Below are 17503 nucleotides of genomic sequence, written 5' to 3'. Positions count from 1 at the left end.
GCCGCCACTCTAGGACTCTGCGCGTGCGTAGAGGAGGCGCTCGCCGACGCCGCCGGACCGCCACACGTCGTTGCACGCCTCGGCCATCCGGTCCAGGCCGTCGACGATCGTCGCGTAGACGTTGCCGGGGACCCAGCCGACGTCCCCGTTCAGCAGCAGGTTGTTGCGGCCGTAGAAGATCGCGAGGTCGATGACGCCGGGCAGCGCGTGGATGTTCTTCTCCTCCTTGAACTTCCGGTCGAGCATCCCGCCCGGGAAGGAGAAGTAGACGACGTCACCCGGGATGGGGGTGACGGTGGGGTTCTCCAGACCGACCTCATCGTCGGAGAACCGCTCGACCATCGTGTACACCTCGTTTCGGGCGTACTTGGCGTGGTACGCCTCGCCTCCGAGCGGTAGAGCGTTCCAGACCGCTTCGCAGGTCCTCGGCGCGTCCTTCTCGAGAAGCTCCGCGACGCAGGTCACGCCGCGGCGCTCCAGAGTGATGGTCATGAGCTTGGGCATGCTGACCTCCCCGTGAACAGGGGTGGGCGAGAGCGTCGCCACCCGAAGGACTCTCCATGTTCGTGGGAGGACGTCCCCCCACACCCCCGACGGGGGCTGTTAGAGCGCTCTGGGATCCGTCCTGGCCCTGCTGGGCACGGGTTGCGACGGTCTTGCAGCACATATCCCATCGCGGTGGCCGGGGCCGCGGTCCACCGCGTTGATTGTTGACAATCCTACGAACGGTTCCTAGCGTGTCAATGCCTCCCGCCGTTGCCTTCTCGTAAACTCCGCACCCCGGAAGTGACGCCGATGCACCCTGCTCAGCACGCATCCGCTGGCCCGCCTGACGTGGTGGTCCTGCTGGGCGACGTCGATCCGCGCGGTATGGAGGCGGCGGAGGGCCTCGCGCGCGTCCGTTACGTACGTGAAACAGAGCTGGCGCAGGCGCTTCCCGGCGCCGACGTCCTGTTCATGTGGGACTTCCTGTCGGACGCCCTGGCCGGCGCGTGGCCGGAGTCCGGCGGCCCCCGCTGGGTCCACATCGCCAGTGCCGGCGTCGACCGGCTCATGTTCCCCGGGCTCATCCACAGTGACACGGTTGTCACCAACTCGCGCGGCGTCTTCGACGAGCCGATCGCAGAATACGTCCTCGGGCTCGTGCTGGCCTTCGCCAAGGACCTGCACACCACCCTCCGGCTCCAGGGCGAGCGGCGCTGGCGGCACCGCGAGACCGAGCGGATCACCGGCGCCCGCGCGCTGGTCGTCGGCACCGGTCCGATCGGCCGCGCGATCGGCCGGCGGCTGTCGGCGGCGGGCCTGGCCGTCTCCGGCGCCGGGCGCACCGCCCGCGAGGCCGACCCCGACCTCGGCGTCGTCCACCCGATGGAGCGGCTGGGCGAGGCGCTCGCCGCCGCCGACTACGTCGTGCTGGCCGCGCCCCTCACCCCGCAGACCCGGGGCATGATCGACGCCGCTGCGCTGCAGCGGATGCGGCCGTCCGCGCGGCTGGTCAACGTCGGGCGCGGCGGACTGGTGGCCGAGGACGATCTCGTCGAGGCGCTGCGCGCGGGCCGGATCGCGGGCGCAGCGCTCGACGTCTTCGAGGACGAGCCGCTGAAGGCGTCCTCGCCGCTGTGGGAGATGCCGGGCGTCATCGTCTCCCCGCACATGTCCGGCGACGTGATCGGCTGGCGGGACGAGCTGGTCCGGCTGTTCGCCGACAACCTCGGCCGCTACGTGTCCGGCCGCCCCCTGCGCAACGTCGTGGACAAGCGCCTCGGGTACGTGGGCTCGGAGCGGGCGGCATCACACCAGAGGGGGTAGCCATGGCCGATGCGGCCGATCTGACCGCGACCGAACTGCTCGCGGAGTACCGGGCCGGGGCGCTGTCCCCGGTCGAGGCCGCCGGGGCCGTCCTCGCCCGGATCGAGCGGGACGACCCGGAGCTCAACGCGTTCTGCCTCCTCGACGAGGAGACCACCCTCGACATGGCGCGCGCCGCGACCGAGCGGTGGCGGCGCGGCGCGACGCTCGGGCCGCTGGACGGCGTGCCGGTCTCCATCAAGGACGTCCTGCTCACCCGCGGCTGGCCGACGCTGCGCGGCTCCAGGACGATCGACCCCGCCCGCCCCTGGGACGAGGACGCGCCGTCCGTCGCCCGCCTGCGCGAGCAGGGCGCGGTGTTCGTCGGCAAGACGACGACGCCGGAGTTCGCGTGGAAGGGCGTGACCGACAACCCGCTGACCGGCGTCACCCGCAACCCGTGGGACCCCTCCCGCACGCCGGGCGGGTCGAGCGGCGGCGCGGCGGCGGCGGTGGCGGCGGGCATGGCGCCGCTCGCCCTCGGCACCGACGGCGGCGGCTCGGTGCGCATCCCCGCCGCGTTCACCGGCACCTTCACGATCAAGCCGACGTACGGCCGCATCCCGCACTACCCGGCGAGCCCGTTCGGGACGCTCGCGCACACCGGCCCCATGACCAACACCGTGGCGGACGCGGCCCTGCTGCTCGACGCCGTCTGCGGGGCCGACGGCCGCGACTGGTCGGCGCTGCCGCCGCCGGACGTCGCGTTCGCCGAGGCCGGGGCCGCCGGCGCCGGGCGGGACGACCTGACCGGCCTGCGCGTCGCGTTCAGCCCCGACCTCGGGTTCGCGAAGGTCGATCCGGAGGTCGCGGCGCCGGTCGCGGCCGCCGTCGAGGTCTTCGCCGAGCTCGGCGCGAAGGTCGAGCGGGTCGACCCCGGCTTCGGGGACCCGGTCGAGGCGTTCGAGGTCCTGTGGTTCGCGGGCGCCGCCAAGGTCGTCGAGCACCTGTCGCCCGAGGAGCGCGGCCTGCTCGACCCGGGCCTGCGGGAGATCTGCGAGCAGGGCGCGCGGTACTCGGCGCTGGACTATCTGACGGCCACGGCCCGCCGCATGGAGCTCGGCCGGGTGATGGGCCTGTTCCACGAGCGCTACGACCTGCTGCTCACCCCGACGATGCCGATCGCCGCGTTCGAGGCCGGCCCGGAGGTCCCGCCGGGCTCGCCCTCCCCGCGCTGGACGGGCTGGACCCCGTTCACCTACCCGTTCAACATGACCCAGCAGCCCGCGGCGAGCCTGCCGTGCGGCTTCACCTCCCGCGGCCTGCCCGTCGGTCTCCAGGTCGTCGGCGCCCGGCACGCCGACGCCCTGGTGATGGCCGCGTGCGCCGCCTACGAGCGGGCGCGGCCGTGGAGGCGGTTCACACGAAGGTGATGACCGCGCGGCCCCGGTGGGCGCCCTCGTCCATCGCCGCGAGGACGCCCGGGGCCTCGTCCAGCGTGACGGGGGTGACCTCGGGGACGATCCCGTGCGCCACCGCGAACGCGAGGGTGTCGCGCAGGTCGTGCGGGGAGCCCGACGGCACGCCCATCACGCGCAGCCGGCCGGCGACCAGGGCCATCGGCGGCACGCTCACGTTCTCGGCGCCCATGCCGAGGTAGAGCAGGGTCCCGTCCGGGCGCAGGCCGCCGAACGCGGCGAGCCCCGTCGCGGTGTCGGGCGCGGTGTTGACCACCAGGTCGGCGCCGCCCCATGCCCGCAGCGCCTCGGCCGGGTCCTGCTCGTCGGTCGCGACGAACAGGTCGGCGCCGAGGCCGAGGGCCTCCTTCTCGGCACGGCGCGACCGCGACACCACGGCGACGCGGGCGCCCATCGCGGCGGCGAACCGCTGGGCCATCGTGCCGACGCCGCCGGTGCCGAGCACGGCCACCTTCGACCCGGCGGCGGCCCCGGCCTGCCGGAGCCCGTTGAACGCGGTGAGGCCGGCGCACATCAGCGGCGCGCCGGCGACCGGGTCCAGGCCGTCCGGCAGCGGCGTGACGAACCCGGCGCGGCCGACGAAGTACTCGGTGTACCCGCCGTCGCGGTTGACGCCGGTGACCTGCTTCGGCGCGCCCGTGCACAGGATCTGGTCGCCGCGGGCGCACTGGTCGCAGTGGCCGCAGGACCCGTGCAGCCAGGCGGCGCCGACCGCGGTGCCGACCTCCGGCCAGTCGACGCCCTCGCCGAGCGCCGCGACGACGCCGCTGATCTCGTGTCCGGGGACGACGGGGAACGTTCCGAACGGGTAGTGGCCCCGCAGGTGGTTGACCTCGGAGAAGCACATCCCGCAGGCGGTGACCCGCACCAGGATCTCGCCGGGGCCGGGCCGGGGCTCCTCGCGCTCGACGATCTCCAGCGGCCCGCCCGGGGCGGTGAGCACGGCGCTGCGCATGGCGGCGCCCCCTCTCGTGTCGTGACGGCCGCACGGCCGTCCATAGCGTTGATATAAGAAGGATTGTAGTCACGCTACAGAGCTCATCCTTAGCAACGATTCGGAAATATCTGTAACATCGTTGTTGTGACTGCTCAGAAGGACCGCGCCACGCGGGACCGGATCGTGCGCGCGGCGGCACGGCTGCTCACCGAGTCGGACGGCGAGCCCGTCTCGACGCGGGCCGTCTGCACCGCCGCCGGGGTCGGGGCGCCGACCCTCTACCACCACTTCGGCGACAAGCAGGGCCTGTTCGACGCCGTCGCGGCGCACGGGTTCGAGGAGTACCTGGCGAGCAAGCGCGCGCAGGGCAGCACCGGCGACCCCATCGAGGACCTGCGCCGCGGATGGGACCTGCACGTCGAGTACGGCGTCACCCACCCGGCGTTCTACACCCTGATGTACGGGACGTCCCGCACCCCCGCCGCCGCGGACGAGGCGCATCGCATCCTGCTCGGCCTGATCGAGGCCATCGCGCGCGCGGGACGGCTCCGGGTCCCCGTCGAGACCGCCGCGCGCGTCATCCACTCCGCCGGCGTCGGGGTGACCCTCACACTGATCGCGAGCCCCGCCGGCGAGGACGCGGACCGGGACACGTCCGTCCGGACGCGCGAGGCGGTCCTGGCGGCCGTCACCGTCGAGGACGCCGCCCAGGCCGACGCGGCACCGCCCTCCCACGCGGTGGCCCTGAAGGCGGTGGCCTTGAAGGCCGCGCTGGCCGCCGCCCCGCCGCCCGCCCTGACCCCCTCGGAGGCGGCCCTGCTCAGCGAATGGCTGGACCGCGTCGCGGGCTAGCCGTGGCTCTGCGAGCGTCCTGCGGCGCGGTTCCGGCAGCGGTCGTCCGGTCGTACTCGGGGTGGTGGAAGGTCCAGGGACCTAGTCGGTTTCGAGTTCCCGCCGGCGCTTCTTCTTCTGCCGGTCGGACTTGCGGCGCTTGACGCCGACGCCGCCCCAGAACGCCAGGCCCTTGACGACGACCGTGGGGGAGCCGGGCACGCCGGGGCCGCTCGCCCGCTGGTCGAAGCCGCCCATGATGCCGAGGCCCTTGACGTGCACGGTGATGTCGTCCGGCACGATGATCTCGAACCCGCCCATGATCGCCAGGGCCCGGATCGTCACGGTGCCCTCGTCGAACCGGGCCTCGCGCAGGTCGATCTTGCCGCCGCCCCAGAACGCGAACGCGGTGAACGTGCGCGGGACGTTCCACACGCCGGAGCGCAGGAACCCGCTCATGATCCCGATGCCGATCTTCCAGGTCGGCGCGCCCTCCACCGGCCGCCAGTCCGCCCCGGACAGCGGCAGCGGCGGCATGGCCCCGCCCGGCCCCGGCAGGTCACGGGTGATCGGCGCCAGTTCCCCGTACGTCTTGGCCGAGTAGACCGCGTCCAGCCGCTCCTCCAGCTCGTCGAGCGTCAGGCGCCCGTCGCCGGCCGCGTCGCGCAGCACCTGCGCGACCCGCTCGCGGTCGGCGTCGCCGGCCCGCATCTCCGGCGGCCCGGGCGTTCCGGCATGCTCGGGGAGGTTCGTCATGCGATGAGCCTAGACCAGCGTGCACGCCACGACCACGTCAGCGCGACGACGCCGCCAGGGGCGGCCGGAGCCTCGCGGCGCCGGACGTGAGCCCGCGCACGTGGTGGCCTAGGCGAGGGTGCCCTGGAGGCCGTAGGTCGCGTGGTTCACCGTGCCGTCGTGGCTGAGAGCGACTCGCTTGGCCCAAGCCCACTGGAAGGTGGCGTCCTCGGCATAGGTTCCCAGCAGGTCGGCACGCAGCTCCAGGTCCCCGACGCGGGCGACGCCGGTGCCGGCGTCGATCCGGACGGCCCCCTCCGGGAGGACGGAACAGAAGACGTCGAACTGTTCGATGGCCCAGCCCAGGTGCGGAGCGCACAGATCGAGCAGAGCGTCACTGAAGGCGTCCATCCGGCGACCCTAGGACATGTGCGGTCGGGCTACGTCGCGTTCAGGAGAAGCATGATCACGCGCCTGGGCCTCCGGACGCCGGCTCCAGGCGGACGACGACGGACTTGGACGTGGGGGTGTTGCTGATCTCGGCGGTGCTGTCGAGCGGGACCAGGACGTTCGTCTCCGGGAAGTAGGCCGCCGCGCAGCCCGGCGCGGTCGGGTAGGAGACGGCCCGGAAGGCGGGGGCGCGGCGCTCGGCGCGGTCCGGCCACTCCGAGACGAGGTCGACGATCGCGCCGTCGGCGATGCCGAGGCGGGCCAGGTCGGCGGGGTTGACGAGGACGACGCGGCGTCCCGCCTTGATGCCCCGGTAGCGGTCGTCCAGGCCGTAGACGGTGGTGTTGTACTGGTCGTGGCTCCGGATCGTCTGCAGCAGCAGCCGCCCCTCGGGGACCCGCAGGACCTCCAGTTCGTTCACCGTGAGGTTGGCCTTGCCGGTCGCCGTCGGGAACCTGCGCTCGTCGCGGGGCGCGTGGGGGAGGGTGAAGCCGCCGGGCTCGCGGAGGCGGGCGTTGAAGCCCTCGAAGCCGGGGACGACCCGGGAGACGTGGTCGCGGATCACGTCGTAGTCGCGCTCCATCGCCTCCCAGCCGATGCCCGAGCCGGGCAGCGCCGCCCTGGCGAGCCGGCAGACGATCGCCACCTCCGAGAGCAGGTGCCTCGACGCCGGGGCCAGGCGGCCGCGCGAGGCGTGCACCATGCCCATCGAGTCCTCGACGGAGACGATCTGCGGCCCCGTCTCCCGCACGTCGCGCTCGGTGCGGCCGAGCGTCGGGAGGATCAGCGCCACCTCGCCGGTCACCGCGTGCGAGCGGTTGAGCTTGGTCGACACCTGCGCGGTCAGCCGGCAGCCGCGCAGGGCCGCCTCCGTCACGGCCGAGTCGGGGGTGGCGCGGACGAAGTTGCCGCCCATGCCGAGGAACACCTTCGCCCTGCCGTCGCGCATGGCGCGGATCGCCTCGACGGTGTCCAGCCCGTGCTCGCGGGGCGGCTCGAACCCGAACTCGGCGGCGAGGGCGTCCAGGAAGGCGGGCTTCGGCCGCTCCCAGATGCCCATCGTCCGGTCGCCCTGCACGTTGGAGTGACCGCGCACCGGGCAGACGCCCGCGCCGGGCCGGCCGATGTTGCCGCGCAGCAGCAGGAAGTTGACGATCTCGCGGATCGTCGGCACGGAGTTGCGGTGCTGGGTGAGGCCCATCGCCCAGCAGACGACGATCCGCTCGGCGGTGAGGACGTCGCCCAGCGTCGCGGTGATCTCCTCGCGGGTGAGGCCGGTCGCCTCCAGCACGTCGTCCCAGTCCAGGCCGAGGGCGTGCTCGCGGAACGCCGCGAAGCCGTGCGCGTGAGCGTCGAGGAACTCCCGGTCGAGGGCGCCCGGCGCGTCCGACTCCAGCAGCATCCGGTTGAGGGCCTGGAACAGCGCGAGGTCGCCGTTCAGCCGGATCTGCAGGAACCGGTCGGCGAGCACCGTGCCCCGCCCGGCCATGCCGGAGGCGCGCTGCGGGTTCTTGAACCGCATCAGCCCCGCCTCGGGCAGCGGGTTGACGGCGATGACGCGGGCGCCCTCCTCCTTCGCCCGCTCCAGCGCCGACAGCATCCGCGGGTGGTTCGTCCCCGGGTTCTGGCCGACGACGAAGACGAGGTCGGCCCGGTAGAGGTCCTCCAGCAGGACCGAGCCCTTGCCGATGCCGATCGTCTCGCTCAGCGCGGACCCGGACGACTCGTGGCACATGTTGCTGCAGTCGGGCATGTTGTTCGTGCCGAACGCCCGCGCGAACAGCTGGTAGGCGAACGCGGCCTCGTTGCTCGTCCGCCCGGAGGTGTAGAAGACGGCCTCGTCCGGCGAGTCCAGGGCGTTCAGCTCGGACGCCAGCAGGCCGAACGCCTCATCCCACGACACCGGCTCGTAGTGCCCGGACCCGGCGCGCTTCACCATCGGCTCGGTCAGCCGCCCCTGCTGCCCGAGCCAGTGGTCGGACCGCCCGGCCAGTTCCTCGACGCCGTGCTCGGCGAAGAACTCCCGGGTGACGCGCCGCGCCGTCGCCTCCTCCGCGACGGCCTTCGCGCCGTTCTCGCAGAACTCGGCCGCGTGCCGGTGGTCGCCCTCCGGCCAGGCGCAGCCCGGGCAGTCGAACCCCTGCTTCTGGTTGACGCGCAGCAGCGTCAGCGCCGTCCGCCGCACGCCCATCTGCGCGTAGGAGTGGCGCAGCGCGGCCGTCACTCCGGGAACGCCCGCCGCCCAGGTCTTCGGCTTCGAGACCTCCAGATCGGCGTCGTCGGAGTCGTCGGCGGGCGCCTTGCGCGTCATAGGGCACATCCTCGTGGTCGGGCGGCGATCCCACTGTCGCACGCCGGCGCCGGTCCGGCGCGTTACTGGGGCGGGCCTTCCGTCAGGTGGACGGTGCCCGTCCTGCGGTCGCCCTGGCTCGTCGTCCACTCGATCCGGACGGCGTCGCCCGGATGGCGGGCCAGCATCAGGGTCGTGAGGGCGGACGGGGTGTCGACCGCGGCGTCGCCGAAGGCGACGATGACGCCGCCGACGGGGACCCCGGCGGCCTCGGCGGGGGAGCCGGGCACGAGCTCGGCGACCAGCGCGCCGGGGGAGCGGCCGTTCGGGCGGACCTTGACGCCGAGCATGGCGGTGCGGCCGATGTGCACGGTCGAGGACGCCTCGCCGCGCTGGATCTGCCGCGCGGTCTCCAGCGCCCGGTCGGACGGGATGGCGTAGCCCCGGTGGTCCCTGCGCTTCTCGGCGCCCTTCACCGAGAAACCGGAGGACGCCGCGGTGTTGATGCCGATGACCTTGCCGGAGGTGTCGAGCAGCGGCCCGCCGGAGTCGCCCGGCCGGATCGGCGCGTTCGTCTCGAGCAGCCCGGTGAGCCGCTCGGAGGTGCCGTTGCTGTCGTCGCGCGCGGTGACGGACTGCCCCAGCGCGGTGACCTTGCCGGTGACGACCGACGGCATGCCGCCCTTGCCGCCCGCGTTGCCGACGGCGGTGACCGCGTCGCCGACCGCGACGCCGCCCGCGGAGGCGAACGCGGCGGTCTTCAGCCGGGTCGCGCCGGAGAGCCGGATCACCGCGATGTCGCCCGCCCGGTCGTAGCCCACGACCTCCGCGGTGTAGCCGCGGCGGTTGTCGACGTCCGTCCCCTTGATCGCGGTGGCGCCCTGGATGACGTGGTTGTTGGTCAGCACGAGGCCGGACGCGGTGAGCACGATGCCCGTCCCGGCGGCGCGGGTGCCGTTCAGCGTCTGCTCGGTCTCGATGTTGACCACGCCGGGCCGGCGCCCGCTGGGCTTGGCGTGCTTGTGGCGGCTCGCCGTGACGGACGGCGGGACGTCCTGCGGGGTGCCGCTCTCCACGACCCGGCAGCCGGGGGCGAGGAGGGCCAGGAGCGCCACCAGCAGCAACGGGATCGCGGCGCGGGCGCGGCGGCGCCCGGAGTCCTCGCTCACCTGGATGCCTCCTCCCGCAGGTTCCTCCCATGATTCCCGATTTCGGGGGATTAGTCCGACGTAAGGGGGGACATCGCGCCGGCGTCGGGCCGGCGCCGGCCGGGGCTCAGCGGGTGAAGTAGCGGCGGGGGTTCTCCACGAGCATCTGGTCGATCCGCGCGTCGGAGACGCCGGCGGCGCGCAGGGCGGGCAGGACGTCCTCGCTGATGTGCCGGTAGTGCCAGTTCGGCTGCATCGCGGGCACCGTCGCGGGGTCGGGGCCGAACCAGTCGATGAAGCAGGACGCGTCGTGGCTGAGGACCATCCGGTCGGCGTAGCCCCGCTCGCACAGGGCCGCCACGGTGGCGACCCGCTCCGCGGTCGGGTTGATGATGTCGAGGCCGAAGCGGTCCATGCCGAGGATCGCGCCGGTGTCGGCCAGTTCCATCAGGTAGTCCAGGTCGTTGCTGTCGCCCGCGTGCCCCACGACGACCTTGGCGAGGTCCACGCCCTCCTTGCCGAGCAGGTCCACGACCGTCCGGCCCGCGTGGATCGAGCTCTCGGTGTGCACGGTGACCGGCGCGCCCGTCTCCCGGTGCGTCGCGGCGACGGCCCGCAGCACCCGCTCGACGCCGGGGGTGAGGCCCGGGGCGTCCACGGCGCACTTGAGGAAGGCGGCCCTGACCCCCGTCCCGGCGACGCCCTCGGTCAGGTCCCGGGTGAAGTCGGCGATCATGGGGTCGGGGCCCTCGTCCACCAGCGTGCCGGGACCCCGGTGGTGGAACTGGAACGGCACGTCGTTGTAGGTGTAGATGCCCGTCGCCACGATGATGTTGAGCTCCGGCACCTGCTCGTTGACCCGCTGGATCCGCGGGAGGTAGCGGCCGAGCCCCCACACCGTGGGGTCGGCGATGGTGGTGACGCCGAGCCCGGCCAGCTCGCGCAGCTTGCCGACCGCATCGGCGACCTTCTCCTCCTCGTCCCACCAGTCGCCCGCGCCGTAGTTCTGGACGTTCTCGGTGCCGAGCACGAAGACGTGCTCGTGCATCAGCGTGCGCCCGAGGGCGGTGGCGTCGACGGGGCCGCGGACGGTCTCAACTGCGGGCATCGATTCTCCTGCGGTGCGCGGTGCTGCTGCGGGTGCGATACTGGCCCGTCGGGGGGGGCATACCGACCGGTCGGTTTCTGGCAAGCTAGAGCGCGGGGCACACCGGAGTCAATGCGGCGCGCGAAGGAGGTGCGCAGGTGACGCAGGCCGAGTCGATGCCCGGCCCGGTGCCGGAGTCCACGGCGCCCGTCCGGCAGAGCGAGGTCGAGCGGCGGATCCTGGACGCGGCGCTGCGGCTGTTCGCCGAGCGCGGCTTCGACGGGACGCCCGTGCAGAGCGTCGTGGAGGCCGCCGAGGTCACCAAGGGCGCGCTGTACCACTACTTCGACTCCAAGGACGACCTGCTCTACGAGATCTACCATTCGCTGATCGCCCGCCAGCTCGCCGACCTCGGCGCCGTGCTGGCGCGGGGGCTGCCGCCGCGCGAGGCCGTCCACGCGGTGCTGACCGGCCTGATCCGCAGCACCGCCGAGCACATCGACGAGGCGAAGGTGTTCGCACGCGAGATGCACCGGCTGGACCACGCCCGGATGCGCTCGGTCCGCGCCGACCGCCGCCGCTACCACGTGACGTTCCGGGGCCTCATCGAGCAGGGCCAGCGGGACGGCGTGTTCGGCACCGGGACCCCCGCCGAGACGATCACGATCGTCGCGCTCGGCATGGTCAACCAGATGCCGTCCTGGTACCGCGCGAACGGCCCCAAGCCCGCCGCCCGGCTCGCCGACGAGGTCGCCGGGTTCATCCTCGACGCCCTGGACCGGCCCACGGCCTGACGGTGCCGGCGGGACGCGGCGTCAGGGCCGCGCCACGCCCTCCGGGGTCCGGGCGGCGACCGCGGTGACGGCCGCGGCGAGGACCGCCAGTGCGGCGATGGTCACGGCCATCGGGACGGCGGTGCCCGGCCCCGCGACGCCGGCCAGCGGGGCGGCGGCGCCGCCCAGCGCGAACTGGGCCACCCCGAGCAGCGCCGACGCCGTCCCGGCCATCCGCGGCGGGCGTCCCGCCAGCGCCAGGGCGGTGGCGTTCGGGCCGATCAGCCCCTGCCCCGACGCGACCAGGAACAGGCCCGGCAGCACCCCGCCGAGCCCCCACCCGGCCAGGACCGCGGCCACCAGGACCGCCCCGCCCGCGGCGACGACGGCGAGCCCGGCGGCCAGCAGCCGGGTCAGCGCGACCCGCCCGGCGAGCGCCGCGCCCGCCTGCCCCGCCGCCACGATGCCGAGGGAGTTGACGCCGAAGGCGATGCCGAACCCCTGCGGCGACATCCCGTAGATGTCCTGCAGCACGAACGGCGATCCCGAGATGTAGGTGAACAGCGCCGCGAACGAGAAGCCGATCGCCAGTCCGTATCCGGTGAAGGCGCGGTCCCGGACGAGCGTCCGGCATGCGGCGGCCGTCGCCCGCAGCCCGCCCGTCTCGCGCCGTCCGGGCGGCAGCGTCTCCGCCAGCCCGAGCAGCGACCCGAGGAACAGCGCCACGCCGATCGCCGCGAGGACGGCGAACACGCCCGGCCACGGCACGACCCGCAGCAACTGGCCGCCGAGGACGGGCGCCAGGATCGGCGCCGACCCGTTCACCAGCATCAGCACCGAGAAGAACCGGGCCGCGGCGACGCCGTCGTACAGGTCCCGGACGATCGCCCGCGCGATCACGATCCCGGCCGCCCCCGCGGCGCCCTGCACCAGCCGCAGCGCGATGAGGGTCTCCACGCTCGGCGCCGCGACGCACAGCAGCGACGCCGCGGTGTAGGCGGCGAGACCGGCCAGCAGCGGGCGGCGGCGGCCGAGCCTGTCGCTCAGCGGCCCGGCGACCGCCTGCCCGACGGCGAGGCCGACGACGCACGCGGTCAGCGTGAGCTGCGCCTGCACGGCGCCCGTGGACAGGTCCGCCGACAACCGGGGCAGCGCCGGCAGGTACATGTCGATCGACAGCGGCGCCATCGCCGTCAGCGCGCCCAGCACGAGGACCAGCACCGGCCTGCGGCCGGCCGGAGGGGGCGCGCACAGCTCGGAGCCGGCGGAGGGGGCCGCCTCGGTCATGGGGGGACTCCAGCGGGGGCGGGGAGGCTCAGACGGTGGTGATGACCTGCGCGGGGTCGAGGCGCGGGTTGCGGGGCCGGAAGGCGTCCGGGGCGGGCCGGCCCGCGTTGATCACGGCGATGGGGCGGACGTTGCCCTCCGGGAAGAACTCCTTCTCGACGGCGTCCGCGTCGAAGCCGCTCATGGGTCCCGCGGCGAGACCGGCGGCGCGGATCCCGAGGATCAGGTAGCCGAGCTGGAGGGAGGCGTTGAACCGGGCCATCTGCGGCCTGGCGGGGCTGTCCCGCAGGGACTCGCGGGCGCCCTCCCGGTGCGGGAACGTGACCGGCAGGTGCTCGTGGAAGTCCTCGTCGGCGGCGGCTATGAGGGTGAGCGGGGCCGTCGCGGTCTTGGCGCGGTTGCCCTCGCTCATCAGCGGGACCAGCCGCTCGCGCGCCCCCCGGCTGCGCACGTCCACGATCCGCAGCGGCTGGGCGTTCATGGCGGTCGGGGCCCACCTGACCAGGTCGTAGATCGCTCGGACCTGCTCCTCGCCGACCGGCTCGCCGGTGAAGGCGTTGGCGGTGCGGGCCTCGCGGAACAACAGCTCCTGGGCGGCGGGGTCCAGGACCAGTGGGCTCTGGGTCGTGGTCGTCGTCATGGGGCGCCTCTCGGACGGGGAAGCTTTCCGAAGAGGTCAATGCGATGACGGTCCGTTATCTTCCACGTCAGATAGTGGCCTGCCTCACACCCTTGGGAGCGGCGTCCGGGCGGCCGATCAGAACGGGAGGCGTTCGGCCGCCGCGACGACTGCGCCCGCGATCGTGACGACGGTCAGGACCGACACACCGGCGAGCACGGCCCAGCGTCCCACCTGGTAACCGGCGGGCACACGGCCGGCGTCCCGGCCGCGCACCGGCCACGGGGCGCGCAGCGGCGCCGTCCCCGGCGGCTCCGGGGGGACGTCTGCGGGCGCGCGTTCGCCGTCCGGCGCGCCCGCGGCGGGCAGTCCGGTCACCCAGCCGAGCAGGTCGGCGACGGCGGCGGGCTCGGTGCCGAGGCCGGAGGCGAAGTACCGCACCTGGGCGGCGACCTGGTCGAGGGTGCGCACGGTGTTGCCCAGCCCGACGCGGTCGAGCCACTCGCGCGGGTCGGCGCCCGGGTCCAGGCTGCGGCCGATCTCCGTGCGCAGCAGCAGGTCCGTCTTGGTGACGACGACGGCGACGCGCTTCTGCCGCCCCTGGTCGGGGCGCGAGCGCAGCTCGTTCAGCACCCGCTGGAGGGTGTCGGCCGGGTCCTCCTCCGACGAGGCGGCGGCCTCGTCGACGAACTCCCTCTCGTCCCCGGTCAGGGACCGGCGTAGCTGGGGGAGCGCGAACGGGTCCACGACGAACAGCAGCGCCTCGCTGTGGTCCAGGTAGCGCAGCGACTCGACCTCCGTCGCGCCCGTGTAGTGCTCGCCCGCGGGGTCGAACAGGTAGAGGATGCGCCGCGCGCGGCCGGGCAGCTCCACGTCCACCATGGTGGCCAGGGGCAGCTCGGGGCCGGTCTTGGCGAGGCGCCCGCCGCGCTGGAACTCGCGTATCGCGCCCGCGTACGCCTGCGCGTGCCGCTGCTCGACGAACGACAGCCGCCCGTGCACGGCTCGGGCCCGCGCGTGCAGGGCCCGGATGCCGAGGACCATGAAGGTGGTCTTGCCGGCGGCCGGTCCGCCCACGAACGGCAGGGGCTCCACGCGGACGCGCCCGATGCGCTCGGGCAGCCGCCCGCCGCAGTGCGGGCAGTACGCGGCCAGGCGGAACCGCCCGAGCGGGACGGTCGTGGGAAGCCGCGCCCCGCAGCGGCACACGTGCCGGAACGCGCCGCCCGCCCCCGGCGACAGGCGCCGGTGCCGCGCGCCGCAGCTCGGGCACGCGTACTCCGGCAGCCCGATCCGCTCGTAGCAGAAGGGGTGCGGGCACGTCTGCAGGATGCGGCCGTACCCCATGAAGACGCGCTCGACCGCCGCCAGGACGAGCACGCACGCCAGCCACGCCGCGAGCCCGACCGAGGCGACCAGCCCGTACAGGACCGTCAGCGCGAGGACGAACACCGACGCGGGAACGGCGGCGGCGACGATGCCCGCGCACAGCGCCAGCCAGACCGGGAAGACGAAGAACCCCCACGGGCCGCCGAGAAGCGTCCGCGTCAGGCTCAGCACCACGCTCCGGGCCGTCCGGTACACCTGCGGGACGACCGTGCGGCTGATCGTCCACCAGTCGCGCCACACCTGGCCGAGCAGGTAGTGCCGGTAGGCGACGGCGGGCTCGGCGACCGGCGAGGGCCCCTCCAGCGTGGACGGCGCGAGCGTCCGGCACGCGTGCAGGTAGTACACGCCGAGCGCGGCGGCCCCGGCGACGACCAGCGTCGCGGCGAACAGCACGGGGAACACGTACATGAACCCGAGCCACATGGCGCCCAGCCACACGGCGATCAGCAGCAGCACGATCACGGGGTTCACGGGGCGCCCTCCGCGAGAAGGGCCCGCAGCTCGGCCCGCAGCTCGGGGCGGCGCGCCAGATGGGAGTCGAGCTGTTTGGCCGCGAGCCACCGCCGGGCCGCCGCCCGCGCCCACGCCTCCAGGGACGGTTCGGCCGCGCCGCGACCGCGCAGCCGAAGCACGACCTCGACCAGTTCGTTGCGCCGCTCGACCTCGCCGCCGCGCAGCGGCGCGCGGCCGGCGCGGACGCGGCCGGGCAGCTCGGCCGTCCACCGCTCCGCGAGCCGCGCCCTGACGGGGGCGGGCACGGCCGCCAGCAGCTCCGCCCGGAACCCGGGCGGCCGGGGGGACAGCCGCCGCGCCGCGTCGGCGAACGCCTCGCGGGCGAGGCGCTCGGTGGCGCCGCCGGGTTCGGCGAGGCGCTCCAGCGCCCGCGCGGCCCGCGGCGCGCCCGCGGTGATGGCCATCCCGTATGCCTGGACGAGGGCGGCGTCGCGCCCGGCGCGCCCGTCCGGCATGAGCTCGCGGACCCGCTCGGCGAGCCGCAGGGTCGCCGGGTCCGTGAGGCCGTCGCCGCCGGTGGACGCGACCCGCGCGAAGGTCCGGGACGGCAGTTCGGCCAGCGCCGGGGGCGGCGGCGCCGGCCCGCAGGCGTCCAGGAGGTCGAGGCATGCGGAGGCGGACGGGGGCGTCGCCCAGATCTCCCGGAGCGCCCCGCCGATGTCGAGGGAGCCGCCGCCGTCCAGGCGCAGCAGTTCGCCCGTCACCGCGACCCGGCGGCCGGGATGCCTCCGCCCGACCGACGCCAGCACGGCGGCCGCGACCCCGGGCGCGGCGCGCAGCCGTCCGACGTGCTCGTGGAGCAGGTCGCAGGTCTCGGGGGTGAGGACGGACGCCCGGTCGCCGGATCCGGCGAGCCCGGCGACGACCCCGTCCAGCAGCGCGTCCCGCAGTCCCACCGGGCAGCCGGCGAGCGCGTCCTTCAGCTCGGCGAGGCCGCGCCGGACGCAACGCGCCGCCGACGCCGTCACCTCGCGAGGATCGGCCGGGACGCCGGTCCGCTCCGCCACACCGGCCGCCTCCGCGACCTCCGCCAGGCGGGACGCACCGGAGAGCCTCTCGGAGACCAGCTCGCCGACGCGGCGCGCGCAGCGGGGGGCGAGGTCGGCCGCTCCCGCCGCCCGCGCCCGCTCGTGCACGGTGAGCGCGAGATCGAGGCCCATGGACGGGACGCCGTGCGCGAGGTCGCGCCACACCCAGGCGGGGATGGCGGTCCCGCGCCGGGCCAGCAGCTCCGCCGCCGCGCCCTCCTCGTCCGGCGTGACGCTCCCGTCGCCCCTGCACAGCGCCAGCAGCGCGGCGGCGCCCTCCCGTGCGGGGTCGTCCGGCGGCGCCAGCTCGGCGAGGGCGTCCAGGCCGCCGAAGTCGCGGGCGCGCCAGCAGCCGGCGACGGTCCTGGCGAAGCGGCCGGCCCGGCCGTCCGGGACGGCGTCGCGGAGGTCGAAGGCGGACGCGTGCGAGGCGTGGTTCTGGGCGGTCGCCCAGACGGCGGGCGTCGTGCCGACCACGCGCTGCGCGGCGCCTTCCGGGTCGGCGGTGTAGGTGACGAACGACAGCCGGGCCGCGGCCGCGACCGGCAGCGAGTACGACACGACCGCGATCCAGCGTGCGATCGCCTCCACGTCGTCGGCGACGAGGACGACCCGCCCGTGACCCCGCCCCAGCACGCCCGCGACGGCGTCCACCAGCCGGGCGAGCAGCGCGTACGGGTCGCCCGGCCCGGCGGCGGCGAGCCACCCGGCGAGGGCCTCCGGGTCGAGCGCGGAGCCCGGGGTCAGCTCCTCCAGCGGGTCGAGGACGGCCCCGGGCGCGGGCAGCGGCGTCCAGTGCGCGGCCTGCCACAGCTCGGCGGGCCGCAGCCCTTCCAGCTCCTCGGGCTCGGCCACCACGGCGTGCGCGAAGAAGTTGCCGTAGCGGCCCGAGTAGTCGCGGCCGAGGTAGCGGCAGCGCAGCAGCAGGGGCCGGCCGTCCACCTCGTCGTACAGCAGCGAGACGGGGAACAGGTCCAGCTCGGCGTCGCCAGGCGACAGCGGCGCGTCCGGCGGCGGGCGGTACGACAGGTACGGCGTGACCGCGGCCCGCGTCCCGTCCGGCAGGCCGGGCGTCTCGGCGACGAACTGGAACCCGGCCCGGCCGGTGGGCCCGCTCCGGGCGGAGGTGTAGTGCAGCTGCCAGGCCACC

Annotated in this window: 15 protein-coding genes; 4 read left to right on the top strand and 11 right to left on the bottom strand. The window is 74.7% G+C overall.

From position 1 onward, the window contains the following. Positions 1-9: 9 nt before the first annotated feature. Positions 10-492, bottom strand: a complete 483-nt coding sequence (locus BJ999_RS28070; protein ID WP_218936144.1) for a DUF3830 family protein — start codon at positions 490-492, stop codon at positions 10-12. A gap of 303 nt (positions 493-795) precedes the next feature. Between BJ999_RS28070 and BJ999_RS28065 the strand changes: the two genes are divergently transcribed. Beyond that, entirely contained in the window at positions 796-1809 is a 1014-nt protein-coding gene (locus tag BJ999_RS28065; protein WP_179836040.1) for a D-2-hydroxyacid dehydrogenase, read from the top strand. Positions 1810-1811: 2 nt separating this feature from the next. Continuing rightward, entirely contained in the window at positions 1812-3221 is a 1410-nt protein-coding gene (locus tag BJ999_RS28060; protein WP_179836039.1) for an amidase, read from the top strand. On the opposite strand, the gene BJ999_RS28055 is transcribed toward BJ999_RS28060, so the two are convergent. Next, positions 3208-4221 (bottom strand): alcohol dehydrogenase catalytic domain-containing protein, encoded by a 1014-nt coding sequence (locus tag BJ999_RS28055; RefSeq protein ID WP_179836038.1) that lies wholly within the window; start codon positions 4219-4221, stop codon positions 3208-3210. The two genes, BJ999_RS28060 and BJ999_RS28055, sit on opposite strands and share 14 nt — an antisense overlap. Before the next feature lie 126 nt (positions 4222-4347). Between BJ999_RS28055 and BJ999_RS28050 the strand changes: the two genes are divergently transcribed. Beyond that, a complete protein-coding gene (locus BJ999_RS28050) occupies positions 4348-5055 on the top strand; it encodes a TetR/AcrR family transcriptional regulator (RefSeq protein ID WP_179836037.1) in 708 nt (235 codons plus the stop codon). Between the two features lie 81 nt (positions 5056-5136). On the opposite strand, the gene BJ999_RS28045 is transcribed toward BJ999_RS28050, so the two are convergent. The 5 genes from BJ999_RS28045 to BJ999_RS28025 all read right to left on the bottom strand — a co-directional run bounded on the left by BJ999_RS28045 (position 5137) and on the right by BJ999_RS28025 (position 10765). After that, positions 5137-5790 (bottom strand): DUF1707 SHOCT-like domain-containing protein, encoded by a 654-nt coding sequence (locus tag BJ999_RS28045; protein WP_229810597.1) that lies wholly within the window; start codon positions 5788-5790, stop codon positions 5137-5139. Positions 5791-5898: 108 nt separating this feature from the next. Continuing rightward, on the bottom strand, positions 5899-6180 hold the full coding sequence (locus BJ999_RS28040; protein ID WP_179836036.1) for a DUF6882 domain-containing protein: 282 nt from the start codon (positions 6178-6180) through the stop codon (positions 5899-5901). Positions 6181-6235: 55 nt separating this feature from the next. After that, on the bottom strand, positions 6236-8530 hold the full coding sequence (locus BJ999_RS28035; RefSeq protein WP_179836035.1) for an FdhF/YdeP family oxidoreductase: 2295 nt from the start codon (positions 8528-8530) through the stop codon (positions 6236-6238). A 62-nt stretch (positions 8531-8592) separates the two neighbouring features. Next, on the bottom strand, positions 8593-9678 hold the full coding sequence (locus BJ999_RS28030) for a S1C family serine protease (protein ID WP_229810598.1): 1086 nt from the start codon (positions 9676-9678) through the stop codon (positions 8593-8595). A 106-nt stretch (positions 9679-9784) separates the two neighbouring features. After that, the gene (locus BJ999_RS28025) at positions 9785-10765 is read right to left on the bottom strand and encodes a phosphotriesterase family protein (RefSeq protein ID WP_179836034.1); all 981 of its coding nucleotides are present in this window, start codon (positions 10763-10765) and stop codon (positions 9785-9787) included. A gap of 137 nt (positions 10766-10902) precedes the next feature. On the opposite strand from BJ999_RS28025, the gene BJ999_RS28020 reads away from it, so the two are divergent. Continuing rightward, complete coding sequence (locus BJ999_RS28020) at positions 10903-11538, top strand: TetR/AcrR family transcriptional regulator (RefSeq protein WP_229810599.1); 636 nt, start codon at positions 10903-10905, stop codon at positions 11536-11538. Positions 11539-11559: 21 nt separating this feature from the next. On the opposite strand, the gene BJ999_RS28015 is transcribed toward BJ999_RS28020, so the two are convergent. The 4 genes from BJ999_RS28015 to BJ999_RS28000 all read right to left on the bottom strand — a co-directional run bounded on the left by BJ999_RS28015 (position 11560) and on the right by BJ999_RS28000 (position 17502). Then, positions 11560-12804, bottom strand: a complete 1245-nt coding sequence (locus BJ999_RS28015; RefSeq protein ID WP_179836033.1) for a multidrug effflux MFS transporter — start codon at positions 12802-12804, stop codon at positions 11560-11562. A 28-nt stretch (positions 12805-12832) separates the two neighbouring features. Further along, a complete protein-coding gene (locus BJ999_RS28010; protein WP_179836032.1) occupies positions 12833-13444 on the bottom strand; it encodes a malonic semialdehyde reductase in 612 nt (203 codons plus the stop codon). A 117-nt stretch (positions 13445-13561) separates the two neighbouring features. Beyond that, positions 13562-15283, bottom strand: coding sequence for a TRAFAC clade GTPase domain-containing protein (locus tag BJ999_RS28005; RefSeq protein WP_179836031.1), 1722 nt, complete (start codon positions 15281-15283; stop codon positions 13562-13564). Next, entirely contained in the window at positions 15280-17502 is a 2223-nt protein-coding gene (locus BJ999_RS28000) for a GAP1-N2 domain-containing protein (protein WP_179836030.1), read from the bottom strand. Before BJ999_RS28000 ends, BJ999_RS28005 begins: the two co-directional genes overlap by 4 nt. Between the last annotated feature and the right edge of the window lies 1 nt (position 17503).

The sequence above is a fragment of the Actinomadura citrea genome (assembly GCF_013409045.1).
GTDB lineage: Bacteria > Actinomycetota > Actinomycetes > Streptosporangiales > Streptosporangiaceae > Spirillospora > Spirillospora citrea.
Note: the sequence above shows the minus strand (reverse complement) of the source record. Positions and strands in the feature narration are given on the sequence as shown.